Source organism: Streptomyces sp. NPDC058691 (assembly GCF_042714775.1).
Taxonomy (GTDB): domain Bacteria; phylum Actinomycetota; class Actinomycetes; order Streptomycetales; family Streptomycetaceae; genus Actinacidiphila.
Map to the genome: position 1 here is coordinate 19,157 of NZ_JBHXSO010000049.1, position 25,928 is coordinate 45,084.

General features: G+C 70.1%; 16 protein-coding genes. 2 read left to right on the forward strand and 14 right to left on the reverse strand.

What is annotated here, in order from left to right:
* Positions 1–90 precede the first annotated feature (90 nt).
* On the reverse strand, positions 91–939 hold the full coding sequence (locus tag ACFWVC_RS29070) for an ABC transporter permease (protein WP_384293296.1): 849 nt from the start codon (positions 937–939) through the stop codon (positions 91–93).
* Complete coding sequence (locus ACFWVC_RS29075; protein ID WP_384293301.1) at positions 936–1,874, reverse strand: ABC transporter ATP-binding protein; 939 nt, start codon at positions 1,872–1,874, stop codon at positions 936–938. Before ACFWVC_RS29075 ends, ACFWVC_RS29070 begins: the two co-directional genes overlap by 4 nt.
* Positions 1,875–2,497: 623 nt before the next feature.
* On the opposite strand from ACFWVC_RS29075, the gene ACFWVC_RS29080 reads away from it, so the two are divergent.
* Complete coding sequence (locus ACFWVC_RS29080) at positions 2,498–3,205, forward strand: TetR/AcrR family transcriptional regulator (protein ID WP_384293306.1); 708 nt, start codon at positions 2,498–2,500, stop codon at positions 3,203–3,205.
* A 43-nt stretch (positions 3,206–3,248) separates the two neighbouring features.
* Here the strand turns inward: ACFWVC_RS29080 and ACFWVC_RS29085 are convergent, their stop codons facing one another.
* The 5 genes from ACFWVC_RS29085 to ACFWVC_RS29105 form a co-directional block, all read right to left on the reverse strand.
* The gene (locus ACFWVC_RS29085) at positions 3,249–4,178 is read right to left on the reverse strand and encodes an NAD-dependent epimerase/dehydratase family protein (RefSeq protein WP_384293308.1); all 930 of its coding nucleotides are present in this window, start codon (positions 4,176–4,178) and stop codon (positions 3,249–3,251) included.
* Between the two features lie 455 nt (positions 4,179–4,633).
* Positions 4,634–6,115 carry a cytochrome P450 gene (locus ACFWVC_RS29090; RefSeq protein ID WP_384293313.1) on the reverse strand — a complete coding sequence of 494 codons (1,482 nt, stop codon included), beginning with the start codon at positions 6,113–6,115 and terminating at the stop codon, positions 4,634–4,636.
* Positions 6,116–6,418: 303 nt separating this feature from the next.
* Positions 6,419–7,849: a cytochrome P450 gene (locus ACFWVC_RS29095; protein ID WP_384293318.1), complete on the reverse strand. Its 1,431-nt coding sequence runs from the start codon at positions 7,847–7,849 to the stop codon at positions 6,419–6,421.
* Between the two features lie 452 nt (positions 7,850–8,301).
* Positions 8,302–8,967, reverse strand: coding sequence for a class I SAM-dependent methyltransferase family protein (locus ACFWVC_RS29100; protein WP_384293322.1), 666 nt, complete (start codon positions 8,965–8,967; stop codon positions 8,302–8,304).
* A gap of 237 nt (positions 8,968–9,204) precedes the next feature.
* Complete coding sequence (locus ACFWVC_RS29105; protein ID WP_384293328.1) at positions 9,205–13,317, reverse strand: carboxypeptidase regulatory-like domain-containing protein; 4,113 nt, start codon at positions 13,315–13,317, stop codon at positions 9,205–9,207.
* A gap of 431 nt (positions 13,318–13,748) precedes the next feature.
* Here ACFWVC_RS29105 and ACFWVC_RS29110 point away from each other — a divergent pair, with 431 nt between their 5' ends.
* On the forward strand, positions 13,749–14,750 hold the full coding sequence (locus tag ACFWVC_RS29110) for a hypothetical protein (RefSeq protein WP_384293334.1): 1,002 nt from the start codon (positions 13,749–13,751) through the stop codon (positions 14,748–14,750).
* A gap of 153 nt (positions 14,751–14,903) precedes the next feature.
* On the opposite strand, the gene ACFWVC_RS29115 is transcribed toward ACFWVC_RS29110, so the two are convergent.
* The 7 genes from ACFWVC_RS29115 to ACFWVC_RS29145 form a co-directional block, all read right to left on the reverse strand.
* Positions 14,904–16,652, reverse strand: a complete 1,749-nt coding sequence (locus ACFWVC_RS29115; protein WP_384293338.1) for a beta-galactosidase family protein — start codon at positions 16,650–16,652, stop codon at positions 14,904–14,906.
* 156 nt (positions 16,653–16,808) lie between these two features.
* Complete coding sequence (locus ACFWVC_RS29120; RefSeq protein WP_384293440.1) at positions 16,809–17,801, reverse strand: LacI family DNA-binding transcriptional regulator; 993 nt, start codon at positions 17,799–17,801, stop codon at positions 16,809–16,811.
* Positions 17,802–18,020: 219 nt separating this feature from the next.
* Complete coding sequence (locus ACFWVC_RS29125; protein ID WP_384293343.1) at positions 18,021–19,364, reverse strand: ABC transporter substrate-binding protein; 1,344 nt, start codon at positions 19,362–19,364, stop codon at positions 18,021–18,023.
* Positions 19,365–19,476: 112 nt separating this feature from the next.
* Positions 19,477–20,415 carry a carbohydrate ABC transporter permease gene (locus tag ACFWVC_RS29130; protein WP_384293348.1) on the reverse strand — a complete coding sequence of 313 codons (939 nt, stop codon included), beginning with the start codon at positions 20,413–20,415 and terminating at the stop codon, positions 19,477–19,479.
* Between the two features lie 2 nt (positions 20,416–20,417).
* Positions 20,418–21,335, reverse strand: coding sequence for a carbohydrate ABC transporter permease (locus tag ACFWVC_RS29135; RefSeq protein ID WP_384293352.1), 918 nt, complete (start codon positions 21,333–21,335; stop codon positions 20,418–20,420).
* 296 nt (positions 21,336–21,631) lie between these two features.
* Positions 21,632–22,378, reverse strand: a complete 747-nt coding sequence (locus tag ACFWVC_RS29140; RefSeq protein WP_384293357.1) for a VOC family protein — start codon at positions 22,376–22,378, stop codon at positions 21,632–21,634.
* A gap of 290 nt (positions 22,379–22,668) precedes the next feature.
* A complete protein-coding gene (locus ACFWVC_RS29145) occupies positions 22,669–25,908 on the reverse strand; it encodes a family 78 glycoside hydrolase catalytic domain (protein ID WP_384293360.1) in 3,240 nt (1,079 codons plus the stop codon).
* Between the last annotated feature and the right edge of the window lie 20 nt (positions 25,909–25,928).

The window sequence follows — 25,928 nt, forward strand, 5'->3', positions numbered from 1 at the left end:
CACCTGTCCATGGTGGGCGGGAAAAGGCCGTCGCGGCACCCGGCGCCGGCCGGGTGCCGCGGACGAGGATGCCTCATGCGTGAGGATGGCTCATGCGTCGGTACGCACCAGCCGGACGGCGGCGCCGGTCAGCGCGGCCGCGGTCCACAGTACGAAGACGACCAGCCCGGCCACGGGCGACAGCGTCGTCGCATCGTGGTGCAGGGCGAACATCGCCTGGCCGGCGTTGCCGGGCAGGTAGGGGCTGATGTTGTCCTGCCAGGAGGTGGGGAGCAACGACACCAGGCCGGGGATCAGCATGAGAGAGGCCACGAGTACCGAGATGCCGCCCGCCACCGATCGCAGCAGCGCCCCCAGGGCGACCCCGATCACGCCGACGAGGCCGAGGTAGAGGCCGGCCCCCAGCAGGCCGCGTACGACACCCGCGTCGGACAGCGACATCGCCGCCCGGGTCTGCGAGACGATGCCGCTGTCGGCGAGGAACGTCACGAAGACGCCGGCAGTGCTCAGGGCCAGCGCGATCACGCCGAACACGGCGGCCTTGGACCACAGCACCGGCAGGCGCCGCGGCACGGCAGCCAGAGTCGAGCGGATCATGCCGGTGGAGTACTCACCCGCGGCGACCAGCACACCCAGAACGCCTAGCGCCAGCTGGGCGAAGTTGGTGCCGAACAGCGACAGGCTCAGTGCGGTGGCATCCGCGAAGTCACGGTCCATGGGCCGGCCCGAGGAGATCCTCGACTTGAACTGGAACGCGGCGATCAGACCGAACGCGACCAGGAACAGCAAGGCCAGCCCGAGGGTGATCCAACTGGAGCGCAGGGACCACAGCTTGGCCCACTCCGCGCGCATCACCCGTGCGCCGGTGACCTTGTAGGCGGGCCGCGAGGGAGGCGCGGCGACGGCCGTGGACTCCTGGCTCGGTGCGACGGTGTTCACAGCACACTCCTGGGGGCTTCGATTCCGGTGACGGAGCCGTGGTACTCGACGGCGTCCCTGGTCAGGTCCATGAATGCCTCCTCGAGGGAGACCGTCCGCGAGGCCAGTTCGAACAGAGCGATGCCGTGCTCGGCGGCTTTGAGACCGATCGCGCGCGCCGACAGGCCGGTCACGAGAAGCTCCTCGGAGCCGGCCCGGCCGGTGACCTCCACGCCGGCCCCGGCCAGCACGTCGCGCAGCCGTGCGGGGTCGGCCGTCGCGACCTTCACCACGTCGCCGCCGGCCTGCCGGACCAGGGCCTGCACGGTGGTGTCGGCCAGCAGGCGCCCACGCCCCACGATGATCAGATGGTCCGCGACGAGCGCGACCTCGCTCATCAGGTGCGAGGACACGAAGACGGTCCGGCCCTCGGCGGCCAGCCCCGTCAGAAGGTTGCGGATCCACAGGACGCCTTCCGGGTCCAGGCCGTTGACCGGTTCGTCCAGCATCACGGTGGCAGGGTCGCCGAGCAGTGCCGCCGCGATGCCCAGGCGCTGTCCCATGCCCAGGGAGAAGGCGCCGGCGCGCTTCTTCGCGACCGACCCCAGGCCGGTGAGCTCGATGACCTCCTCCACACGGCTGCGGGGGATGCCGTGGGTGTAGGCCTGGGCCATCAGATGGTTGAACGCCGACCGGCCCGGGTGGATCGACTTGGCCTCCAACAGGGCGCCGACCTCCTGCAGCGGCGCGGCGTGCCCGGCGTAGCGGTGACCGTTGACCCGTACCGATCCGCTGGTGGGCGCGTCCAGCCCGACGACCATCCGCATCGTGGTGGACTTGCCCGCGCCGTTCGGCCCCAGGAACCCCGTGACGGTGCCGGGCCGGACCGTGAAGTCCAACCGGTCGACCGCGGTCTTCTCCCCGTACCGCTTGGTCAGCTGGTGTGCCTCGATCATCGGTCGCCCCTGCCGTTGCGGGCCGGACCGTCCCGACCGCCTCACCTGCAACGTTAGGTGCGTCCGCGGCGCGATCCGTGGTACCGGGGCCCGATCATCGGAGGGGTCGTAGTACCGCGGTACCACTCCCCCCGCGGCGCGCCGCCGGCCCGGATCCGGCGCGGCCGGCGGAACTGGCGCGGCTGTTCGTGGCGCAAGCGCGGGGGCTGGGAGCGGACGGACAGGCGGTGATCGAGGCGGTACGGGAGTCGCTGGACGAGTCGCCCTGAGCGGCGCTGGGGGTGCGAGTGATCCGCGCCACCACGGTACGGGACCTGATGGAGGCACTTCGGGCCCCGGGCCCGCCGGCGGCTTCTCGCCGCCGATCAGAGCAGTACGTTCGGCATCAGAAGTCCCGCCCGCACAACCACTCCTTCGGCGGCTGGAAGGACTCGGCCTTCGGCGACACCGCATGTACGGCAGCGAAGCCGTGCACTTCTACGAGCCACTGGGACCCGGCCGAGGTGGCGGCCGGTTGAGGACCGGGGCTTCCCCCTGTCCCGCTGACCGCCGGGCGGCAATGTACGTCGTACATGTCCACCGTGCAGGTACACGTGAATATGTGCAGAGTATCGTTGTCACTCATGAAGAAGAGCGGAAGCGATGGGCGTACGCGCGAGCGGCTCAGCCGCGAGGCCATCGCTGATGGCGCCGTGACGCTGGCGGACGCCGAGGGCCTGGAGGCGGTCACCATCCGCCGCCTGGCCAAGGATCACGGCGTCTCGCCGATGGCGCTGTACTGGCACTTCAAGGACAAGGATCTGCTCCTCGACGGTATTGCCGATCGGCTGTTCAATGACGTCGACCTGCCTCCAGTGAGCGCTGACCCTTGGCCTGAGCAGCTGCGTGGGGTGCTGGAGGCGCTTCTGGCCGCCCTCCGGCCCCACCCGGCGGTGGCCGGACTCGTGACCTCTCGCAGCCTCATCTCGGAGGCCGGGCTGAACATCGCCGAGCGCACCCTCTCCCACCTGAGGCAGGCCGGGTTCTCGCCGGAGCAGGCTGCCGAGTTGGGCGGTTACCTCCTCGGCGCGGTCGTCACTCTCGTCACAAGTGAGCCCGGCCGGCGGCACGGTGACGATGAGGAGGCTCACGAGGACGCCGTCCGTGTCAAAGCAGCCTCGCTCGGGGCACTGTCCCCGCGCCGCTACCCCAACATCATCGCTTCGGCAGGCGCCCTGGCGGCCTGTGCGAGCCCGGATGCCTACTACAGGCTGGGCCTGGACATGTTGATCACCGGCATCAGCGGAATCGCCACCGCGCCCGCGAAGCCCGAGGCGGAAACGGCTCCCTGAGCAGCCCCCTGCGCAGCGTGGGTGATGCGCGAGCGCGCCGCGGTCATGCGGTTGGCTGTCCGGGAGTGACGGTGATGTCCTTGGGGCCCCAGATCCGGCGGTAGGAGCCGTGGACGAGTTCGTCGAGCAGTGACGGTCCCTGCGGTGCCCAGCCCAGTTCGGTGCGTGCCTTGGCGGAGTCCACCCTGGTGTTGCTGCTCAGACCGAGGGCGGGGAGCGGCCCGACGGCTTGGGCGAACTCCTCGCCGCCGGCCGAGACGGCTTCCCCGAAGCCGAACAACGCGGCGATGCCGTCGGCGATGCGGCGGAAATCGCACTCGTCGGCGGCGAGGTTGTAGACGCTGCCTGCGGGGGCGTGTTCCAATGCGAGCAGGTAGGCGTCGGCCAGGTCGTCGAGGTAGACGTTGCCGTAGCGGTTCAGGCCGCGGCCGAGGTAGCGGCTCACACCGTCGCGCAGGGCGGCGCGCAGCATCATGGGCAGCTGCTCACTGCCGCCGTAGCCGTAGATCATGGAGGGGCGCATCACGACGGTGTGATCGCCGGACCGTGCGGCCTGCTGGACCAGGACGTCCAGGCTGTAGCGGGGCTCCAGCGGGGGGATCGGGATGTAGCCGTCGTCCTCGGTGTGGACGGTGTCGGTCGGCTCTCCGCCGGCGAGGTCGGTGTAGATGCCGGTGCCGCTGGTCCTGATGAACCTCTTTCCGGTGCCGGCGATCGCCTCCAGCAACGCGGTGGTGGATGCGGCATGGTCGGCGCTCGCGGTCTCGATCACGGCGTCCACACGGTGTGCCGCGGCGCGGAGCGAGTCCGTGTCGTCGAGTGCACCGCGTACGGGCTCGATACCGGCCGCGGTCAGTGTGCGCATGCCGAGGTCATTGCGGATCAGGCCGATGACGTCGTGCCCGGCGGTCAGCAGCCGCTGGGCGACCGCCCGGCCGATGTAGCCGGTAGCGCCGGTGACAAGTACCTTCATGATCTTCCTTCTCGGTGGGGCCCAATCGATGGGCCGGGACGCCGCGCATGACCGGTGGCTACTAAAAGTGGCCAACCGTACGCGCAGGGTCTTCGTTCTGGGGTTGTGTGCAGTGGGGGAGGCCCGTCCGGCCGTGACGGCGTCCGAGGTCGGAGGCCTGGTGCGCGGCTCGGCGGACGGCGGGGCCGAAAGTGAACCATGCGATGTACATGTACGTTGTATAGGCAAACATATGCAAGCGCAGCCGTCAAAGTGAACTGCGGCACTTTGCGCGGCAGGCTCAACTGCGAGGCCGCCAAGTGTGGGCCTGCGCCGCCCGCGCGGGGCGCGCTACCCCTCGAAGCCCTCCGGTGTAGTGATCAGCCCGTGCCAGGACTCCATGGGCAGCGTGCACGGCGCGTGGCCATGGGCGACCCGCCGGCCCTCACGCAGCACGGTGCGGAGTGCGGGGACCCTCAGGACGGTTTGACGGCAGGGACATCCCGGCGCAGGACTGTCATCGGCAGGCGGTCCGGGTGGGGTACCGCGGAGGTGGCTTCCTTCGGAAGCCGGCCAGGGACGTGGCGGAGTTGCCAGCGGGGCAGGATCGTGGCGAGCGCGATGATGATCGCGGTCCACGCGAAGGCGTCGCCGATGCACTTGCGGTTGCCGGCGCCGAACGGCATGAACACCGCGCGTCGGTCGGGGGCGTTCTCCGGCAGCCACCTGTCCGGGTCGAATCGCTCCGGATCCGGGTAGGCCCGCGGGTCCCGGTGCAGGGCGTAGAGGCTGAAGGCGACCTCGGTGCCCGGGGAGAGGAGGTATCCGCCCAGGGTGACAGGCTTGACGGCGCGGCGCATGAGCAGCGTGACGCCGTGCAGCCGCACTGTCTCATCGAGTACCCGTTGCATCAGCGGGAGTTGCCGTACGTGCTGGAAAGTGACCGGGCCGTCCCCGACGACCCGCGTGATCTCCGCGACCAGTTGCTCTTCTATCTCCGGGCGGCGGGCTATCTCGTGGAACACCCAGGCCAGGGTGCTGGCTGTCGCCTCGGCGCCCGCGAACAAGATGGTGCCGAGCTCGTCACGGACCTCTGTGTCGCTCAGGGGCTCGCCAGTGTCGGCATCACGCGCCTCGAGGAGGGTCGACAGCACGTCCGGGACGTCCGGCGCATACCCTGCCCCCGCCGTGCGCGCGGCGGCGATGACCTCGTCGAGGACTTCGTGGAGTTCCCGCGTCGCGGTGTCGAAGCGGCGGTTGGCCGGAATGGGGACGCGGTCCAGGAATTCGGGAGAGACGGTTCTCAGCAACAGGTTCTTGATGATGACGGGCATATTGCGCTGCACGCACTCACGGGCCGGGGCGCCGATGTCGCTGGAGAACATCGACGCGGCCACGGTCGTGACCACGAACTCGTTCATCACGTCATCAACGGCCACCGTCATGCCTGGCGTCCACGACTCGGTGATCCCGCCGGCGTGGAGGGCCATCAGCTCGGCGTAGGCAGCGATGCGGTCGCGGTGGAAGAGTGGCTGCATGAGCCGGCGGTGCACCCGGTGGGTCTGAGCGTCGGCGGTTGCCAGCCCGTTGCCGACGAGGCTGCGCAGCCGGTCGAAGAAGCGGCCCTTCTCGAAGCTGGTCGCCTGGGCGACCATGACGTCGTGCGCCAGGTCGAAGGAGTTCACGAAGTACACGGGCAGGGTGGCGATATCGACCCGGACCAGGTCCGCGGTGTCCCGGAGTGCGGAGACGAATCCCAGGGGTGAGCGGGCCAGAGGCAGCGCGTGACCGAGAAGGGGAAGCCGGCCGGGAGCGCGGGGGACGGACTTCGCCCCCGCCGGCAGGGGGCTGTCCTCGCTCTTCGTGCGGGATTTCGCCGTGACGTCGGGCGCTGCGGCACGCTGTGCGGTGGCGGTGGGGGAGTCGGGTTCTGCGGATCGTTGGGGGATGTGTTCCACGATCGATCACCTCGGCTGTTCAGGTGGGGTCCACCGGTTCCCAAGCCATGACGGCGAGCGCTTGGCGTGACACGCCCATCGTCCCGTCGGAGTGATCACACCAAGAGTGCGAAATGCGCCAACTTCGTGACCGACTTTGACCCGTCACCCTTCTCTCTTGTCCCTGTGGGCTCCGGCCGTGCTCTTCTGACGCGGAGGCAGCGCGCGGCCGGGCGGCGAGACGGCAGGGAAGAAGAATCCCGCCCTGAGGTTCTGCGCGAACCTCGGGGCGGGACTGGGGCGTTGGCTACAACACCCGGTCGGTCACCAGCGAAGCAGGCGGCGCCACCAGGACACCTTGGCGGGTGCTGCCGCGGGCGCGAGGGAGGGCTGCTGCGGCACGGGGTGCGGCTGGGCCACCGGGACCGCTGCCGGCTGCGGCGCCGCGACGTGTGCGGCGGGCGCGGTGGCCGGGTCGGCGCTCGCCGCCTGGGGCGGCTTGCGCGTGAACTCCACCGGGAGCGTGATCAGAGGGTGGGCCATCCACGTGAAGACACGCTGTGTCTCGCCGGCGATGCGGACGTCGGGCAACCGGGTCAGCAGTACGTCGCAGGCGGTCTCGACGATGGCCCGGCCGATGTTCTGGCCGGGGCACTCGTGGCCGCCGCCGCTGAAGGCCAGGTGCGAGCGGTTGCCGTGCATGGGCGCCGTCGGGTCGGGACGGACCTGCGGGTCGGCGTTGCCGGCCGCCAGGCCCATCAGGACCATGTCGCCTTCCTCGATGGTCTGCTCGGCCAGCTTCGTGGGGCCAGTCGCGTAGCGGGCCGGCAGAACCGCCAGCGGCGGCCGTTCCCACAGGATGTGGTCGACGGACGCCTCCAGCGTCTGGGTGCTGCCGGACAGGCTTCCGCGGGTCGCGGAGTCCGTCAGGTAGACCTCGATGGTGTCCGCCAACAGGACGCTGGTGGTGGAGTGGGCCGCGACCAGGGTGTGCCGCAGGTGCTCGGCGACCTCGGTGTCGCTCAGCCGCGCCTCGTGCTCGATCAGGAACGAGGGGAGGTCGTTCTCGGGGCTCGCCTTCCGGGCGGTGACGAGGTTCTGGAGGATCTCCATCACGAACTGGTTGCTGGCGGCGGCGGTTTCGGTGCCCGCGATGAGGTCCTGGCAGGCCGCGATCAGCTTCGGCGCGGTGTCTTCGGGGACACCGAGCAGTCGCATCATGGTGAGCATCGGAAGCTGCTGGGCGTACTGCGCGACCAGGTCGGCGTGCCCGTCGCCGCAGAAGCCGTCGATCAGGGTGCTGGCGATGTGCTGGATGCGCCGCCGGATCCCGATGCTGTTGAACTTCGCCAGGCTGGCGTTGACCGCTGCCCGCAGTCGCCGTTGCTCGTCGCCCTCCGCGAAGTTCACCAGCGGCTGCCAGGCGATCAGCGGGGCCAGCGGGTGCGCGGGGCTGAGCAGTTTGCTGTCCCGCCACAGACGTGAGTCGGCGGAGAACCGCGACGGGGTCCGCAGTACTTCCAGGTTCTCCCGGTGACCCAGCACCAGCCACGCCCGGACCCCGCCCGGGATCTCCACGGGTGCCACCGCCCCGTACGTGGCCCGCAGGTCCTCGTACAACTGGCGCGTGTTCTCCACCGCCTTCGGCGAGTGAAGCTGCTGCAGACCCTCGGCGTACAGCCCGTGGGCGGGACACCCCGGCGGTGGCACGGCAGCGGGCGCGGCCTGGGGCTGTTCGGGTGGAAGGGTGGTCACTGGGCCTCCGAAGTCACGGTGGATTACCGAAGCAAGTGGGCGAGCGCACCACGCCGACGAGCGTGGTGACCGCTCCTTCCCATAGCCAGGCAGGGGCGCCGGGCTCCCCCCAAGTCCCGTAGCTCAAAGCCGAGTTGGAAGCATAGCCACCGCGGGACCCACCCCGGACACGGATCGCTGCACCGTGCAGCCACCGCGGCGGCCGATCTCACGGGCGAAGCGGGCCGGCACGCGCACGCACCGCGGCGACGCGTGCACACACGGCCTCGACGAGCCGCTACCTGGGACATGCCGCGCAGGCTATGGCAACCCAGGGGCAGGCGTGGCGTGTTCGCCCGACTGAGCCCCGGCGAATGCAACCGTGCGCCCCCGAGCGGGGCGCAGGCGAGGCCGGCGAGGCCGGAGAACACGCCTTTTGACAACAGTCCGCGTTGGCCGTGCGGCGTCGGCCGTCACGGCAAGGGGTCCGTCGCAGCCGTCGGACGGCGCACGTCGGAGCCCACGAACGTGAACAGGCGGGTGCCGCGGCGCATGGGTTGAGGTGCGCCGACGAAACGGTGTACACCGACGCCGAAGCCGGCGTCCGCTGCCGACAGCCATCGCAGTTCGAAGTGCTGCGCTTCGAACCATTCACAGATCAGCGGTACCCGGTCGGGGGCACCGCGGTGCCGGGTCCAGATGACGATGCCGCCAGTCCTGCACAACTGGCTGCAGGCCGCGATGGTGTGCTCGATATCCGCCTCGGTGATGTTGCCGAAGACGCCGCAGATGAGAACGAGGTCCGCGGGAGCCATACCTTCGTACTGATCGATGAGAGAAGCGTCGCCGGTCACCACCTCGACCTGCTGCAGCCCTGCTTGGCCTGCCCTCGCCAGAGCGGTCGCACTGTTGCGCGGGTCCAGCTCGACCAATCTCGCCCGCACATCGTCACGACGGGGGTGCTCGGGCAGAACGTCGAGAAGATCCCGGCCTTCTCCGGCGCAGAGGCTGATCACCCGCAACCCACCAGCCGGAGCATCGGACAGAGCAGCGCGAACCTGTGCTTGAACAGTGCGCAGTCGTCGTGCCAACCGCGAGTCGGCCACGTCGTACTCTTCGTGCCAGGCGCTCCAATCCATGAGCGGAGGCTACGGCTGAACACCACCCGTCGGCGACCTCATTCTGATCGCCGAAACCGGAACCAGCCATCCACGACGGACTGGTCCGTGACGAGGTGGCATCCGCTGCCCCAAGCCATGCAAGGCACGGAGGCCGGCCCCGAGGGGCCGGCCATCCTTCGTGCCGAAGCGCGAGCCCGGGGTGCGCCGGCAGCCCGTTTCCGGTGCCGCCGGCGCCGTGCCCGTCGCGCGCCCCTGCTACTTGCGCTTCAGGGTGAAGTTGGCGGTGGCCGTCGCCCCCTTCTTCAGCTTGATCGTCGTGACGGTCGGCTGGTAGCCGTCCTTGGCGACGATGACGGTCAGCGGGTTGTTGCGGACGTCGAGCCACAGCCCGTACGTGCCGTCGGCCGACGTGGTGAGCGTGTAGGAGGTGGCCCAGCTGTCGATCTGCACGGTCGCCCCGGCCAGTGGTGCGGTGCCGCCGGTGGCCGTGTTGCCCAGGACGAGACCGGCGATCTTGCCCCAGGTCTTGGGCGGGTCGACGTGCAGGGCGACCGGGATGCGCGGCACGGAGTACGGCGTGTCGGTGCCCACGCTCAGGCCGGCGGTCAGGTCACCGGGCTGCGTCACCGAAGGCGCCGTGGCGTCCAGGGTGACGGTGACGGTCGCGCTGGTGCCGGGCTGCAGGGTGAGCTGCTGGACGCTCTCGCTCAGCCAGTCGACGTCGCTCGCCCCACCCTGGTCGTAGCCGGGCAGCAGCTCGACCTTGCTGATCGGCTTGCCGGGGGCGTTGCCGCCGCCGACCTTGTAGAAGCCGGGTGCGCCGCCGCCGCGGTACGTGGCGACGTTGGCGTTGGGGAGGGTGCCCCAGGTGCCGGACTTCGGGTCGAAGGCCTGGCTCCGGTTGGTGAGGGCGTTGTTCCCGACGCCGCCGACCAGCACCAGCCGGCCGTTGGCCGCGGTGTAGGCGGAACCCCACTGCGCGGCCGGGACGTCCGCGAGCTGTGACCAGCTGTCGGCGTCCGGGTCGTAGACGTAGGTGTGGACGACGTCGTTCTCGCTCGCGCCCAGACCACCGGCGCAGTAGATCTGGCCGTCGATGGCGCCGCACGCCTCCCACGAGATGGGCTCGGGGTAGGCGGCGATCTGGGACCAGCTGTCGGTGCTCGCGTCGTAGACGCTCGCGTCGGTGGTGCCGCAGGAGTCGGTGCCGCATCCGCCGATCATGTAGAGCTTGCCGTCCAGGACGGCGGAGCCGGAACCGGCGTACGGCTTGGGCGCGGACGCGCCGGTGGTCCAGCTGTCCGAGTCCGGGTTGTAGATCTCCAGCTTCGCGTCCGGGGCGCCCGTCGGACCCCAGCCGCCGGCGACGTAGAGCTTGCCGTCGATGAACCCGTGCGCCGGGTCCTCCCGGGTGTCGGACGCGCTCGCCAGCTTCGTCCAGCTGCCGGCGACCGGGTCGAGGACGTACAGGTCCTTGGTGTCGCTCGATCCGTTGTACCCGAAGGCCGAGTAGACCTTGCCGTCCAGCGTGTCGGCGGTGTTGTCCATGAGGGCGCCCGGGAGGTCCGGGGCCGTCTGCCAGGTGTCGTCGGAGGGGGCCGCCGCGGACGGGTTCGCCTTGCCGGCCGCCGCGTGGGCCTTGCTGGACAGCGGGTTGAAGTCACCCTTGACGGTCTGCAGGGCCGCGCCCTTGGCCTGCTGGGTGAAGCCGCCGGACTGCTCGCCGAGCTTGACCGTGGCGGCGGCGCCGCCGGTGTTCTTGACGGTCAGCTTCTGGGACTTGGTACCGCCCCAGGCGACGGAGGCGGAGACGGAGGCCGGAGTGATCGTGACCTTGCCGGCCTTGAGCTTGAAGTCGGCCTGGACGGCGCTGTCGGCGCCGGTCTTCACCGTCTTGGTCAGCGAGGTGTACTTGGCCTTGGCCGCGGTGAAGGGGTGGCTGCCGAAGGCGGTCGAGACGAAGGAGTAGAAGCCGTCGGGCAGGTTCGGGTCGTCGGGGGTGGCCACCGTGGTGGTCTTCTCGGCGGGCTTGTCCTGGCTGGTCACGGTGGCACCGACGATGCCGTCACCGGTGTTGGCGTCGGTCACGTTGCCCACGACCAGGCCGGCGGGGACGGGGGTGAGCTTCCGGTCGCCGATGAAAACGTTGTCGACCGACCACCACCAGCCGAAGCTCCCGGTGAAGTGGAAGCGCAGCTGCACCTCGGGCTTGCCGGCGAAGTCCGACAGCGAGGCCTCGATGCGGTCGCCGGTGACGTCCGAGCCGGTGGCCCAGATCCTGGTCCAGTTCGCGCCGCCGTCCGAGGTCGCCTCGACGACCGCGGACTGGTTGCCGAACGACTTGTACTCGGTGTTGAAGGCCACCTCGGGGTCGTTCTTCCCGCTGAAGTCGTAGACCGGGCTGACCAGCGAGCTGTCCTGGGTGGCGCCACCGCCGAAGTGGTCGCTGTCGATGACGGCGAACGCGCCGTCACCGCCGGTGCGGTTGCCGCGGTTGCCGGGATCGTCGAACTCCCAGCCCCCCGTGGTGTCCTCGGCGTTCTCCACCTTCCAGCCGGACGGCGGGGCGTCGGTGGCGTCGAACGGTTCGGTGGTGCCGGTCACGTCGACCCGGTACCCGGGCGGGGTCGCCGTCCAGGAGTCGACCGGGACCGCGATGCCCACCGTCTGAGCGGAATCGCCGACGCTGATCGTCTTGCTGACGGCCTTGTAACCGGGGGTGGCCGCAGCGACGTGCAGGGTGTACGAGTGCCCCTGGGGCAGATCCAGGCTGTACGCACCGGTGGCGGGATCGGTCCAGACCGCGCCGGGGACGTCGTCCGCGGTGATCTTGGCGTACAGCGGCCAGCCGTGGCCGGCGCCGTCGGTGACCTTGCCGGCGACCGTCTGGCTGGGCACCGGGCTGAGGGTGAAGTTCTTGGTGACCGTGGCGTCGTCGTCGACCACGACACCGCCGGCCGAGCCGTCGGCGTAGCCGAACGCCTCGACGGACAGGTCGTAGGTGCCGGTGGGCAGCGTCAGGGAGTACGCGCCGGAGGCGTCGGTGTGGGCGACGCTGTCGCCCGCGGTGACGGTCGCGCCGGCGACCGCCTTGCCGGTGGCGCTGTCGGTCACACCGCCGGTGATCACGCCATGCGGACCGCTGCGGAACGCGGCCAGGCCGTCGGGGGTGCCCAGACCGGTCGGGCCGTCGTAGCCGGTGCCGCCGCTGCACAGATACGACGGGGAGCAACTGCCGTTGCTGCCGGTGGTGATGTCGTTGATCCCGGTACCCGCCGCGTACGGGTAGGCGTTCGGGTACGAGCCGGCGACGGGGGTGCCGGCGGCCGCGTACACCGAGGCGATGATGGGCGACGAGACGCTGGTGCCGCCGTAGACCGCCCAGCCGCCGTGACCGTACGTCTGGTAGACCGCCACGTCCTCCGCGACGGCCGAGACGTCGGCGAGCGCCCGGTTGTCACAGCCGGTGTCGTGCTGGAAGGCGGGCTTGGGCTCGTACAGCGAGCAGCCGGAACCGGCGTCGGCCCAGGCGGACTCGGTCCATCCGCGGTCCGTGGACGGAGCGCGGGTCAGCGTGGTGCCGCCGACCGCGGTCACGTACTGCGAGGCGGCCGGGTAGCTCACGCCGTAGCCGTAGTCGCCGGTGGACGCGGTGATCGCGACGCCGGGGTGGTTGTAGTGGGCGTCGAGCGTCGTGGTCTCGGACGGGTCTTCGCCGCCCCCGCCGCGGTAGTCGGTGCCGTAGGAGTTGGAGACGTACTTCGCACCGAGCGCGACCGCCTGGTCGACGGCGGCGGACAGGCTGTCGAAGCTGTTGTCGTCGGCCTCGACCAGCAGGATGTGCGCGTTGGGCGCGGTCGCGGAGACCATGTCGAGGTCGAGCGATATCTCGCCGGCCCAGCCGGCATCCGGTGTGGGGTAGTCGGTGCCGCCGCGCTGGTCGACCTTGCGGAAGCATCCGTTGTCCGTGGTGCAGGCAGGCAGCCCGAACTGCGCCCGGTAGACGGCGAGGTCGGCTTCGGCGGTCGGGTCGTCGAAGGCGTCCACGATGGCGACGGTCTGTCCGGCGCCCCCGTCGGCGGGCAGGTTGTAGGCGCTCTGCAGATCGCCGGCACCGTAGCCGGACGGCGTGTCCGCCGCCCGCAGCAGGCCCTTGACCGGCTTCACGTCGGTGCGGCGCAGGGCGAAGCAGCTGAAGTGGCCGGGCTTGGGCGTGTCACAGGTGGGTTCTAACGACGGGCGCGCGTCGGCGGCTGAGGTGGCCGAGGTGGCCGAGTGCGCGTCCGCGACACTCGTGGCCCATGCCGGCGCCTGCACTCCGAGCACCGCCATGGCGGCGGCGCCGAGGACGGCCAGGCCCCTGACCACCTTCCGGCGGACGGGGTTTGCGGTTCTCGCTGGTCTGTGCAACGTGACTCCCATGCGTGCTTGCAGGGATGGAGCCGTGTACGGCTCCCGGTTGGCGGTGAACATCAGGGCGTTCACCGGGGCCAATTAGCGATCTCAGTCCTGTTCATGTCAATAGTGACCCTCGGTGCCGGTGGTGACCGAACGTCATCGACTGAGTGCCGTAACCACGCATTTCCGTAGGGCTTATTCGAGTTTTCGGGTGGAATGCATGCTCCCGGGCGTTCGCTGAGCGAACGCCGGCCTTCCGTCTCACGTGACTGTTCACGGAAGGTATTGAGGGCGTGAATACGACACGAGACGCAAAGCCGCCAGCCCCCTCGGGGAGCCGGTCAAGGCCCCCGGACGGGCGCCGTGGTGGGTTAGCGTGTCCCCGGAGGTGGTGTGGGCGCGTGAACGTCATCGACTGGCTGCTGGACAGCGACCCGGCGATCCGCTGGCAGGTGATGCGGGATCTCACCGACGCGCCCGAGGAGCAGGTCGCGGCCGAACGGGCCCGCGTCGCGGGCGAGGGCTGGGGCAGCCGGCTGCTGGCCCTCCAGCAACCGCACGGCCAGTGGCCTGCCGGCATCCCCGCGTTCCCCTCCGAGGCCGCGGAGAAGTGGTGGCATGCGCTCGGACCCGCGCGGCAGGGCACCCTGTTGCCCGGGTGGACTTCCACCGCCTGGAGTCTGGTGTTGCTGCGGGCGTTCGGCGTCGAACCGGACAGCGCGGCGGCGCGCCACGCCGTCGGTCTGGTTCGCGAGAACGTCCGGTGGGAGCACGACGGCGAGCCGTTCTTCTCCGGGGAGGCGGAGCCGTGCATCAACGGCCGGACCGTGGCGCTCGGCGCCTACTTCGGCATGGACGTCGCGCGGGTCGTCGAGCGGCTCCTTGACGAGCAGATGGCCGACGGCGGGTGGAACTGCGAGCAGGAGAACGGCTCCACCCGGGGGTCGTTCCACACCACGATCGACGTGCTGGAAGGGCTGCTGGAATACGAGCTGTCGGCGGGAGGCGCCCCGGATGTGGCCGACGCCCGGCTCCGCGGCCAGGAATACCTCCTGGAACGGCGGCTGTTCCGGCGGCTGTCGACCGGCCGGCCCGTCGACCGGGACCGCAAGACCGGCAGTCCGGCTGCCTGGATGCGGTTCTCCTACCCGGCCTTCTGGCACTACGACGTGTTGCGCGGTCTCGACCATCTGCGCGCGGCCGGTGTCACCCCCGACGACCGGGTGGCCGAGGCGATCGGTCTGGTGCGGTCCAAGGCCGACGCGGAAGGCCGCTGGCCGTTGGAGAACCCGCATCCCGGGGAGCTGCACTTCCCCATCGACGACGGCGAAGGTGAGCCGAGCAGGTGGAACACCCTACGAGCCATGCGCGTGCTCAGGTGGTACGAGCAGGCACTGGCGTAGACCCGGAGACCCGTGGACCGCGTCCGACGGCGGACGGCCGGCTCGCGAATCCCGGGAGATCATCCCGGTCCCCATGGACGAGGCCCGGCGCTTCGCCGCCTGAAAGTGTTCAGTTTCGACGGGCGACCGGGCCCCGAGGCACGCCCGCCCCCGTCACTCCTCCAGCGGCCCGAGGCCCGGGGTGTCACACAGGTCGACGGTGGTCCGGGCAGTGGCGTGCAGTTCCAGGACCACCAGCTCGTTGGCGCCGGGACGCAGTACGGGGGCGGGGACGTAGAGGCGGTGCTGCGGGCCGCGGGACCAGTAGCGGCCCAGCGCGAAGCCGTTGACCCAGGCGTTGCCCTTGGTCCAGCCGGTCAGGTCCAGGAAGGTGTCCGCGGGGCCTTCCACCTCGAAGACGCCGTGGTGGAATGCGGGTCCCACGGGCTGCGGGCCGCCCGTGGCGAAGGTGAGCCCGGACAGGTCGTCCAGGGGCAGGGGCGTGCTGCGCCAGCCGGTCAGCTCGGTGCCGTTGGCGGTGACCGGGCCGGTCAGTCCCTTGCGGTCGTGGATGCCCTGGCCGTAGTTGACCCGGCCCTGGTTCTCGACCAGCACCGTCAGGGTCGCGCCCTGGGCGGGGACGGTGAGGGCCAGCGCGCTCTCGTGCTGCTCTCGCTCCAGGGTTCCGACAGGGGCGCCGTCGAGGAAGACCTGGGCGCGGTCCTTGACCTCGGTGAAGTGCAGCAGGGTCGGGCCCGGCTCGGTCAGCCGGGTCTCGTACAGGACGAAGCCGAAGTCCTGGCCCAGCTCCTCCATGGTGAGCGGGCGGGGGCCTGCCACCGCCTCGCCCAACAGGCCGGCGGAGCCGAGCAGTGACGCGGTCCCGCTGAGCCCGACGCCGAGGATATTGAGCTTTTTCGACGGCTCGGGCAGGGGGCCGTCGGGGACGGTGGTGTGCCGGGCCAGTACCTCGCGGAAGGCGAGGTACTTGGGGGTGATGTCGCCGGCCTCGTCCAGGGGCGCGTCGTAGTCGTAGGAGGTGACGGTCGGGCGGTACGTGTGCTTGTCGTTGGCGCCGTTGGTGAAGCCGAAGTTGGTGCCGCCGTGGAACATGTACAGGTTCACGGAGGCGCCGGCGGACAGCAGTTCGTCGAGATCGGAGGCGGCGCTCGCGGCGTCGCGGACGACGTGCACGCCGCCCCAGCGGTCGAACCAGCCGTTCCAGAACTCGGTGCACATCAGCGGGCCTTCGGGCTGGTGCTCGCGCAGCGCGGTCAGGTTCTGCGCGGGCCGGCTGCCGAAGTTGACCGTGCTCAGGACGCCCGGGATGCTGCCGCGGGCGAGGTCGGCGGGCTGGTCGCAGGTGAACAGCGGTACGTCGACGCCGCCTTGGCGCAGTTTCGCCTCCAGGTGCGTGAGGTAGGCGGGGTCCTCGCCGTAGGCGCCGTACTCGTTCTCCACCTGAACGGCCAGGACGGGGCCGCCGTTGGTGGCCAGGTGGGGCGTGACGAGCGGCAGCAGCCGGTCGAGGAAGGCGTCCACGGCCTTCAGGTAGCGCGGGTCGGCGGTGCGCAGCCGGATGTCGGGCGTGGCGAGCAGCCAGGACGGCAGGCCGCCGCCCTCCCACTCGGCGCAGATGTACGGTCCGGGGCGCAGCAGCACGTGCAGCCCCTCGGCCTGGGCGAGCGCGAGGAAGGCGGGCAGGTCCAGGCCGCCGTCAGCGTGGAACTCGTCAGGCCGGGGCTGGTGGAGGTTCCACGGCACATAGGTGTCGATGGTGTTCAGTCCGAGAAGGCGCGCCTTGCGCAGCCGGTCCTGCCACTGTTCGGGGTGGACGCGGAAGTAGTGCAGGCCACCGGAGATGATGCGGAACGGCTCGCCGTCGAGGCGGAATTCGTTCCCTTCTGTCCGCAGTACGGGCATGGCGGGGGCTCCTCCAGTGGAGTCGGGATCACGTGCGTGTGGTGCTGTCACGGGGTGCTCGCGGACGGGGCGGCGGGTATCCCCGGGACGGGATGTTTGCGTTGCCATCGCAGGGCGGGACGGCAGATGGGGTTCGGTCGGTTCATGGGGACCCGGTCAGCGGCCTGCCGGGGGCGGAGCGGTACTGCCGCGGACCACAAGGCTGGTGGGCACCAAGGTGGTGCCCTTCTCCGCGACGTCGTCCCGGATCTGGCGCAGCACGCCCTCGACGCAGCGCCTGCCGACCTCGGCGAAGTCCTGGTGGATCGTCGTCAGGGGCGGCATGAAGGAGGCGGCCTCCGGGATGTCGTCGAAGCCGACCACGCTGACGTCCTCCGGCACCCGCCTGCCGTGCTCGTTGAGCGCGCGCAGCACACCGAGGGCCATCTGGTCGTTGGCGACGAAGACGGCGGTGCAGGCCGGATCCGCCGCGATCCGCAGCCCGGCCTCGTAGCCGGACTGCGCCGACCAGTCGCCGCGCAGCAGTTCCGGCACGTCACGTCCGGCGGACTCCAGGGCCTCCCGCCAGGCGCCGACCCGGCGTTCGGACGCGAACGACTCCTTGGGGCCCGCGATGTGCCACACCGTGCCGTGCCCGAGGCCCAGCAAGTGTTCGACGGCCGCCCGGGCGCCGCTGGCCTGGTCGGTGTCGACCACGCAGTACCGGTCGCCGGCGTCGGAGTCGACGACCACCACGGGGGCGGCCGGCGGCAGCGCCACCGTCATCGCGTCCAGGAGGTGAACCTCCATGATCATGACGATGCCGTCCACCGCGAGTTCGCCGAGACGGGTGAAGGCGCCGCGGACCCCGTCCTGCGTGGGGGCGGTGACCGGCAGCAGGGTGGTCGCGTAGCCCTCGTGCGCGGCGGAGGAGGCGACCGCCTCCAGGGTGCGCATGTTGCCGGTGCTGGACAGGCTGAAAAGGATGACGCCTATCGTGCGGAACTCACCGCTCTTGAGGGCGCGCGCCGCGCTGTTGGGCCGGTAGCCGAGCTGCTTCATCGCGGCGAGGACCTGCTGCCGGGTGTCGTCCAGTACGCCGGGGAAGCCGTTGGAGACCCGGGAGACGGTCTGCGCCGAGACGCCCGCCAGCTTGGCGACGTCGGCCATCGACGCGCCGCGCCGTCGCCGCTGCGCGGCGGCCACCGAGTTCTGTCCGGTCCCGTCCACGTCCGTCGTACACCTCGTCACACGTCACAGCCGCTGATTGGTCAGAAGTCTATGGGGGCGGAACCCCGCGGATCGGCAGTCCGCGGGCCCCCGGCGGGCCGGCGCCGGGGGGCCTCACGCATGAGAACCGCCGGGCCGGCCAAGGGTGGTGCCGGTGCGTCAGTCGCCGACGGTGAAGCCCTGGTCCTTGCCGTACTTCACCGAGGCGTCCTGCCAGGTGGCGAGGGCGTCGTCCAGGGGCGTGGAGGACACGTAGGCCTTGCCGACGGTGTCGTTGAAGATCGAGTTCGCGTAGACCTGGTAGGGCAGGTAGGACCAGCCGGGCACGACGTTCTTCGCCGAGTCGGCGAAGACCTGGTTCGCCTTCTGACCGCCGAAGTAGGGGAACTCGGTGTTCAGGAACGCGTCGGAGTTCAGGTCCGCGGTCGTGGCGGGGAAGGCGCCGCCCTTGATGCGGGCCTGGACACCCGCGTCCTTGTCCGCGTACTTCACGAAGGCGTAGGCGAGGGCCTTGTCCTTGCTCGCCTCCATCACCGCCAGCGAGCTGCCGCCGTTCTCCGCGCTGGCGGTCTGGCCGGCCTGCCACTGCGGCAGCGGGGCGGCGCGCCATTGACCGGAGGCCGAGGGGACGCCGGAGACGAAGTTGGCGGGCATCCACGCACCGGTGTTGAGGGTGGCGATGGTGCCGTCGGCCAGCCCCTTGTACCACTGGTCGCTCCAGGAGCTGATCGGGGCGAGCAGCTTCTCGGAGACGAGCTTCTGCCAGACGGCGGTGAACTTCTTCGTGCCCGCGTCGGTGAAGTTCACCTTCACACTGGTGCCGTCCACCGTGTACGGGTGGCCGCCGGCCTGCCAGATCAGGCTGGTGACGAAGCCCGCGTCACCGGTGTCGTTGGTGATGTACGCCTTGGGGTTCGCCTTGTGCAGCGCGCGGGCTGCGGTGAGGTACTCGTCCCAGGTGGTGGGCACCTTGATCTTGTACTTGTCGAGGACCTTCTTGTTGTAGAACATCGCCATCGGCCCGGAGTCCATGGGCAGGGCGTACACGCCGTCGTTGATGGAGACGGCGTTCCACGGGCCCGGCGAGTACGCCTTGGACAGGTCCTTGGCACCGTACGGGCTGAGGTCGGTGACGGACTTGCCCAGCGCGAACTGGCTCAGCGCGTAGTACTCGATCTGCGCCACGTCGGGGGCGCCCGAGCCGGCCTGGACCGCGTTCTGCAGCGCGGTGTACTGGTCGTTGCCGGTACCGGCGTTGACCAGCTTCACCTTGACCTTGGGGTACTTGGCCTGGAAGTCGCTGACCACCTGCTTCAGCGTCGGCTCCCATGCCCACACCGTCAGGGTGCCGCCCTTGTTCAGCGCCGCCTCGACGCTGCCGGCGTCCGCGGCCTTGGCGCCGGATCCGGAGTCGTCGGAGGAACCGCAGGCGGTCAGGGACAGGGCCGCCGCGCAGAGCACCGCGACCGCCTGCGCCGTGCGCCGAAGTGGCTTGTTCGTCATCGCATCTCACTTCGTTGTGGTGATGAACTGCGGCGCCGCCCGTCGCCCACCGCATGGGTGTGCCGGGGAGAGGCCTGCAGGGGTGGACACGGCGCCTGCGCGGCGCCGGTGATCATTCCTTGACGCTGCCGGCGGCGAGTCCGGACTGCCAGAAGCGCTGGAGGAAGAGGAAGGCCGCGATCAAGGGGACGATGGTCAGCAGCGACCCGGTGATCACCAGGTTGAACACCGGCTGCCCGCCCGCCGTGGCGGCCTGGGCGTTCCAGGCGTTGAGCCCCAGCGTGAGGGGGTACCAGTCGGGGTCCTTGATCATGATCAGCGGCAGGAAGTAGTTGTTCCAGGTAGCGACCACGGTGAAGAGCAGGACGGTGACGATGCCCGGCCCCAACAGCGGCAGGCTGATCCTGAAGAAGGTGCGGATCTCTCCCGAGCCGTCCACCCGGGCCGCCTCCAGCAGCTCGTCCGGGATGGCCTCGGAGGCGAAGACCCACATCAGATAGAGACCGAAGGGCGAGATGAGCGAGGGGACGATGACCGCCCACGGCGTGTTGGTCAGGCCCATCTTGCTGAACATGAGGAACGTGGGCACGGCCAGCGCGGCACCCGGCACGGCGACCGCGCCGATCACCACCGCGAACACCGCGCGCTTGCCCGGGAAGTCGAACTTCGCCAGGCCGTAGCCGCCCAGCACGGCGAGGAAGGTCGCGCCGCCGGCGCCCACCGCCACGTACAGCAGGGTGTTCAGCAGCCACCGTACGAAGATGTGGTCGTTGTAGGTGAGGGTCTGCTGGATGTTGTCCCACAGCGCGAAGTCGCCGCTGAACCACAGCCCGAAGGAGTCGAGCAGGTTCTTCTGGGTCTTGGTGGCGCTGATCAGCAGCCAGGCCAGCGGGATCAGGGCGTACACCGCGACGAGCGCGGTCAGCACGGTGAGCAGGATGTTGCGCCTGGGCCGGTCGGAGGATCGGCGCCGGCTCGCGGTGCGCCCGGAGGACGCGGAGCCGGGGTGCTTTCGTACGGGCGCGAGAGTGCTTGCGCTGGACTGGGCCATCGTCACGCCTCCTTCCGCATGCCGCGCAGCTGCACGACGTAGGCGACGATCATCGTGACCACTCCCATGACGATCGCGACCGTCGCGGCGTAGTTGTGCTGCTGGCCGGAGAAGGACAGCGAGTAGGTGTAGAGGTTCGGCGTGAAGTACGTCGTGATGGCGTTGGGCGCCAGCGGCTTGAGGATGCTCGGCTCGTTGAACAACTGGAAGCTGCCGATGACCGAGAAGATCGTCGCGATGACCAGCGCCCCGCGGATCGCGGGGAGCTTGATGGCCGTGACGATCCGCAGCTGGCTCGCGCCGTCGATCTCGGCGGCCTCGTAGAGGGAGTGCGGGATCACATGCAGCGCCGAGTAGAAGATCAGCATGTTGTAGCCGACGAACTCCCAGGTCACGATGTTGCCGATGCTCGCCAGCACGAGGCCGGGTGAGAGCGGGTTCGGCAGCGAGGCCCCGAAGGTGTCGTTGATGTTGGCGACCAGGCCGAAGCGGTCGCCGTACATGAAGCCCCACATCAAGGTGGCGACGACGGCCGGGACCGCGTAGGGCAGGAAGATCGAGATACGGAGGAAGTTCCGTCCGTGGAGCCGTCCGCTGTCCAGCGCGAGGGCGACGAACAGGGCGATGCCCAGCATGATCGGCACCTGGACGGCGAGGAACAGGGCGACGCGGCCCAGTCCGGACCAGAACTGGCTGTCCTGGAAGGCCTGCGTGTAGTTGTCGAGGCCGACGAACGAGGTGCCGCCGATGAGCCGGTCGCGGAAGAGGCTCAGATAGATCGAGTAACCGATCGGCGCGAGGAAGACCAGCGCGAAGAAGATCATGAATGGCGCCACGAAGCCCCATCCCAGCCAGCGCCGGCTCCCGTGTCCCCGGGGAGGGGCCGCACGGCCGGTGCCCGGCGGCGACATGGCTGCCATGTTCCCATCCTTCACTTCGTCGTGCGGGGTTCCGCCGCATCGGACGGAGCCCCGAATGGTTGCGTAAACATCACCGAGCGTCCGGTCGCACGTTTGCGCAAACATCTGGATGACGCGATGTTGGCACCGGGTATCGGGAGGCGTCAAGAGGCGTTAAGAGGTTCTTCTCCGGCACGTGGCGAGGAGCTCGTCCCAGCGGGTCGGCGGGGGACCGGCCCCTGGGCGCCGACGACAGGGCCGACGCCCTTGCGTCTTCCGGTGATCGCCGGGTGCCGGGAGCGCCGTGGCGAGTGAGGTCAGGACGGGGCGAGGACGCAGAACTCGTGGCCTTCCGGGTCGGTCAGGCACGTCCATGGGACGTCGCCCTGGCCGAGGTCGAGGTCGGTGGCGCCGAGGGCCCGCAGCCGGGCCACCTCCGCCGCTGTGTCGTCACCGGGGTACGGCAGCAGGTCGAGATGGACGCGGTCCGGCACGGTCTTCGTGTCCGGCGTGCGGAGGAAATCGAGATACGGGCCGGTACCACTGGGGGAACGCAACACGGCATGGTCGTCGGTCACCTTGTGCAGGGTCCAGTCCATCGCCTCGTCCCAGAACCGGGCCATGGCCCGCGGATCCGAGCAGTCGACCACCACCGCGGCGACCGGCCCGGTGTCCCGGTAGATCTCCCGGGGCTCCAGCACGCAGAACTCGTTGCCCTCCGGGTCGGCGAGGACCGTCCACGGCACCTCGCCCTGGCCCACCTGGGCGGGCGTCGCACCGAGCGTCCGGAGGCGCGCGACCAGTTCCGCCTGATGGTCCGTGGAAGTGGTGGCGAGATCGAGGTGCACACGGTTCTTCGCCGTCGTCTTGGGTTCCGGGACGGCGACGACGTCGATGCCGACGGCGACCGGGTCCGGCCAGACGAAGCCGCCGGCAGGTCCGATGTAGGTGGTCACGCCGGATCCCGTGCGGTAGGCACTCCAGCCGAGTGCCTCCGCCCAGAACCGGCCGACCGCCGAGTGATCGAGAGCCTTGATGTTCACGTGAGCGGGTCGCAGTGCCATGGCGGCGATCCTAGGGAACCACCACCCCGCACGTGGCAGCCGCGCCGGGGCCGAGCAGAGGCCGAGTCGCTTGGCAGCCGCCATCCTGAGTCCCCCGACCAGGGGCGCTCGGCCCGTCAGGTGAACCGGCACCGACCCGGTGAGCACCGGAGCAGAGCACGGGGTCGATGTCGGAGAAGAGGGCCTTCCGGCGGCCGGCGGGGGAGGTCGCAGTCCCCACCGGATGCGGAAAGGCCCTCAGCTCATCCATCACCCGGGGCGCGCGTCACCGGCGTCCCGGGACGGCACACCTACCCTGTCACCCGGAACAGGTGGCTCCCCGGGCCGACGGTGAAGCGGGCGTAGCCGCCGCCGCGTTCGCCGGCCTTCGCAGCCGCGGGAGGATGTACCTTTTGCCGGCCGCTCACCGGTACCAGGACCTCGGCGGTCGATCCCACCGGCATGTCGACACGCAGGGTGAAGCGTCCCTTCGCGCGCGTCCACGACGAGGCGATCCGGCCGAGCGGTGACTCGACGTGGGCGGAGGCGTGTGTCAGGCCGCCGACGGCGTGGGGGCGGATCGTCACCTTCGTGTAGCCGGGTGCGGCGGGCTCGATGCCGGCGACGTCCTGGTAGAGCCAGTCGTCCACGGTCCCCATGAAGGCGTGGTCGTGCGAGCGCGAGTTCGCGTTCCACTCCTCCCACATGGTCGTGGCGCCCAGACCCTCGAACCAGTAACCCCAGCCGGGGTAGGTCGGGTTGGTGGCCACCGTGTAGGCCAGATCGGCATGGCCGGCATCGGTGAGGACCGGAAGGAGCGCCTTGGTGCCGAGCGCGCCGGTGTCCAGGTGGTCGCCGCGGGCGTGGATGTCCTCGACGAGGTTGTCGATCACGGCCGGGCGGTGCTCCTTCGGGACCATGCCGAAGCTGAGGGGCAGGAGGTTCGCCGTCTGCCGGTAGCCCGCGGCCGCGTTGTCGTAATAGGCCTCCTTGTCCCGGTCGTAGAACGTGGCGTTGAAGGTGTCCTTGACCTGTACGGCGAAGGCGCCGAAGTGTCGGGCGTCCGCGTCGTGGCCCAGTGCCTTCGCCATCGTCGCCAGTCTCGTCGCGGTGAGGTAGATGTACGCGGTTCCGGAAAGCCGGGTGCCCTCCGGGGCGTTGGCGCCTTCCGGGGAGAGCCAGTCGCCGTAGCTGAAGCCGGTGTAGATGCCGCCGGTGGCGGCGATGTCGCGCTCGTAGTGCTCCAGCCAGGCCTTCATGCCGTCGTAGTTCTCGGCCACCGCCTGGGTGTCGCCGTAGTACCAGTACAGGTCCCAGGTGCCGAGTACGTAACTGGCCGACCAGATGGGGTCCTTGACCTGCTTGCCCGACTCGGTGGTGGGCACGGTGGGCCCGATCGAACCGTCGTCGTTCTGGTCGTCGCGGTGCGAGCGCATCCAGCTCTCGTAGAAGTTCTGCATGTCGAAGTTCGCGATCGCCGAGTCGGCGTACAGGAAGCCGTCGGCCGTGTAGGGCCGCTTCTCGTACATGGGCGTGTCGGTCGGGATCGAGTGCAGGTTGTTGAGGATCGTGTCGGCCTGCGCGTCCTGGTAGCGGTTGAGCAGGTCACTGGAGCTGGTGAAGTCGCCGGTGGACGCCACCGCCGTGTGGACCCGCATCCCGTCGACCGACCGGAGGGTGACCCCTTGGGGCACGACGACCTGGGCGTAGCGGAAACCGGCATAGCTGTAGCTCGGCTGGTAGTACTCCACTCCGTCGCCCTTGAGGGTGTACGAGTATTTCTGCAGACCCAGCCCGAAGGCACCGGTGTTGTCGACGGTGCCGTCCGCGCGCAGTTTCTCGCCGTAGGTGACGGTGACCGTCGCTCCGGCGGGTCCCTCGACCCCGATGCGCGCCCAGCCGGCGGTGGGGCTGCCGTAGTCGTAGACGTGCGTGCCGTCGGCCGGTGTGCCGGTGTGCTCGGCCTTCAGGTGGCCGGTCACCTTGACGGGCGGGAAGCTCTCAGAGCGGAGCGTGCCCTTCGGGCCGGCGACCGTCAGCGCGCGGCGCCAGGCGCCGTCATCGAAGCCCGGACGGTCCCAACCTGCCTGCTCAGCACGGGCGTCGTAGGTCTCGCCGAACCAGAGCGACTGCGTGGTCGTCGGCCCGTCGGACACCTTCCACGAGTCGTCACTGACCACCTGCCGGCGCGTGCCGTCGGTGTAGGTGATGTCCAGTTCCAGCTTGAGCTTGGGCTCGCCCCACCAGGACGAAGCCTTCCACTCGTCCGGGTCGGTCATCGCGTAGAAGCCGCGGCCGAGGCTGACCCCGATGGCGTTGCCGCCGGTGCGCAGCGCGTCCGTGACGTCGTACGTCGAGTACAGGACGGTCTTGTCGTACACCGTGAATCCGGGCTCGAGTTCACGGTCGCCGATGCGCCGGCCGTTCAGGTAGAGCTTGTTGTAGCCCAGGCCGGCGATGTGGGCCCGTGCCGAGGCGATGTGCTTGTCCGCGGTGAACTCGTCACGCAGCAGCGTCTCGGGCGGCGGGGGAGCCGACACCGAGCGGCCCCAAGGGCCCGCGCCGTAGCGGGCGGCCTCGCGCGCGTTCGGCCACGCCGCGTCGTCGTACCCGGGCTGCTCCCACCCGTCGGCGGCGGAGCCGCCGGCCTTCCAGTCGTCGTCGGTGACGAGGTCGGCGGGCGATCCCGTCCCCTGGAAGTGCAGGCTTGCGAGCATGCCCGCGGGCCCCTGGTTGGTGTTCGTCGCCTCGACCGCCAGCACGTTGCTGCCCGAGTGCAGGTACGGGGCGATGTCGACGACGCCGGCCGTCCTCCAGGAGTCCGCGACGGGCGGAGAACTCGCCACCTGGGTGCCGTTGACCCACAGCGTGAAACGGTCGTCCGCGGTGAGCTGCATCTCCGCCGAGCTGATCTGCGCCTGGGCGGGCACGTCGAAGGTGCGGCGCATGTAGCGCGTCCCGGCGGGAGCCGAGTCGGCCGGGTCGCCCTCGGGGTACCAGATCCAGTTCGCGTCGTCGAGCCGTAGCGCGGGCGCCTTGTCGTGCGCCCCGATCCACGTCCCGTGGAAGTCGTCCGGATCGACGAAGGCCGTCTCGAATCGTGCTTCGCCACTCCACGGCGACGCCTTTCCGGAGCCGTCCCAGACCCGTACGCGCCAGTAGTAGCGCGAACGCGATGCAAGAGCGGGGCCGTCGTAGACCACATCGAAGGACCGGGAGGATCGCACGCGCCCGCTGTCCCAGACCTTTCCCCGGCCGCCCGGGGACGTCGACACCTCGACCTCGTACGCCGCTTGACCGACGGGGGCACGACCGGCCGCGCCGTGGCCCGGGGCCACCTGCCAACTCAGCCTCGGCCGGGGGACGTCGACACCCAGGGGCTGGACCTGGTGCTCGACCTCGAGCCCGCTCACCGTGAGTGCCGGCCCGCCCACGGCCGGGTTCTGCCGGAGCTCCGGGACGGGCGCGCCCGCGGCGCTGGGCGTCGCTCCCAGGCCCCACACGGCCGCGAGTGACAGCACCAGCCCGGCAGCGATTCTTCGCTTCCTCACGCCTGCTCCCATCGAATGAC

Bases quoted from the DNA above. Each gene is read 5' to 3' on its own strand.
- ACFWVC_RS29075 (WP_384293301.1), bottom strand. From the start codon at position 1,874: ATGATCGAGGCACACCAGCTGACCAAGCGGTACGGGGAGAAGACCGCG.
- ACFWVC_RS29100 (WP_384293322.1), bottom strand. From the start codon at position 8,967: ATGGATTGGAGCGCCTGGCACGAAGAGTACGACGTGGCCGACTCGCGG.
- ACFWVC_RS29125 (WP_384293343.1), bottom strand. From the start codon at position 19,364: ATGACGAACAAGCCACTTCGGCGCACGGCGCAGGCGGTCGCGGTGCTC.
- ACFWVC_RS29135 (WP_384293352.1), bottom strand. From the start codon at position 21,335: ATGGCAGCCATGTCGCCGCCGGGCACCGGCCGTGCGGCCCCTCCCCGG.
- ACFWVC_RS29140 (WP_384293357.1), bottom strand. From the start codon at position 22,378: ATGGCACTGCGACCCGCTCACGTGAACATCAAGGCTCTCGATCACTCG.
- ACFWVC_RS29085 (WP_384293308.1), bottom strand. From the start codon at position 4,178: ATGAAGGTACTTGTCACCGGCGCTACCGGCTACATCGGCCGGGCGGTC.
- ACFWVC_RS29115 (WP_384293338.1), bottom strand. From the start codon at position 16,652: ATGCCCGTACTGCGGACAGAAGGGAACGAATTCCGCCTCGACGGCGAG.
- ACFWVC_RS29130 (WP_384293348.1), bottom strand. From the start codon at position 20,415: ATGGCCCAGTCCAGCGCAAGCACTCTCGCGCCCGTACGAAAGCACCCC.
- ACFWVC_RS29080 (WP_384293306.1), top strand. From the start codon at position 2,498: ATGAAGAAGAGCGGAAGCGATGGGCGTACGCGCGAGCGGCTCAGCCGC.
- ACFWVC_RS29120 (WP_384293440.1), bottom strand. From the start codon at position 17,801: ATGGCCGACGTCGCCAAGCTGGCGGGCGTCTCGGCGCAGACCGTCTCC.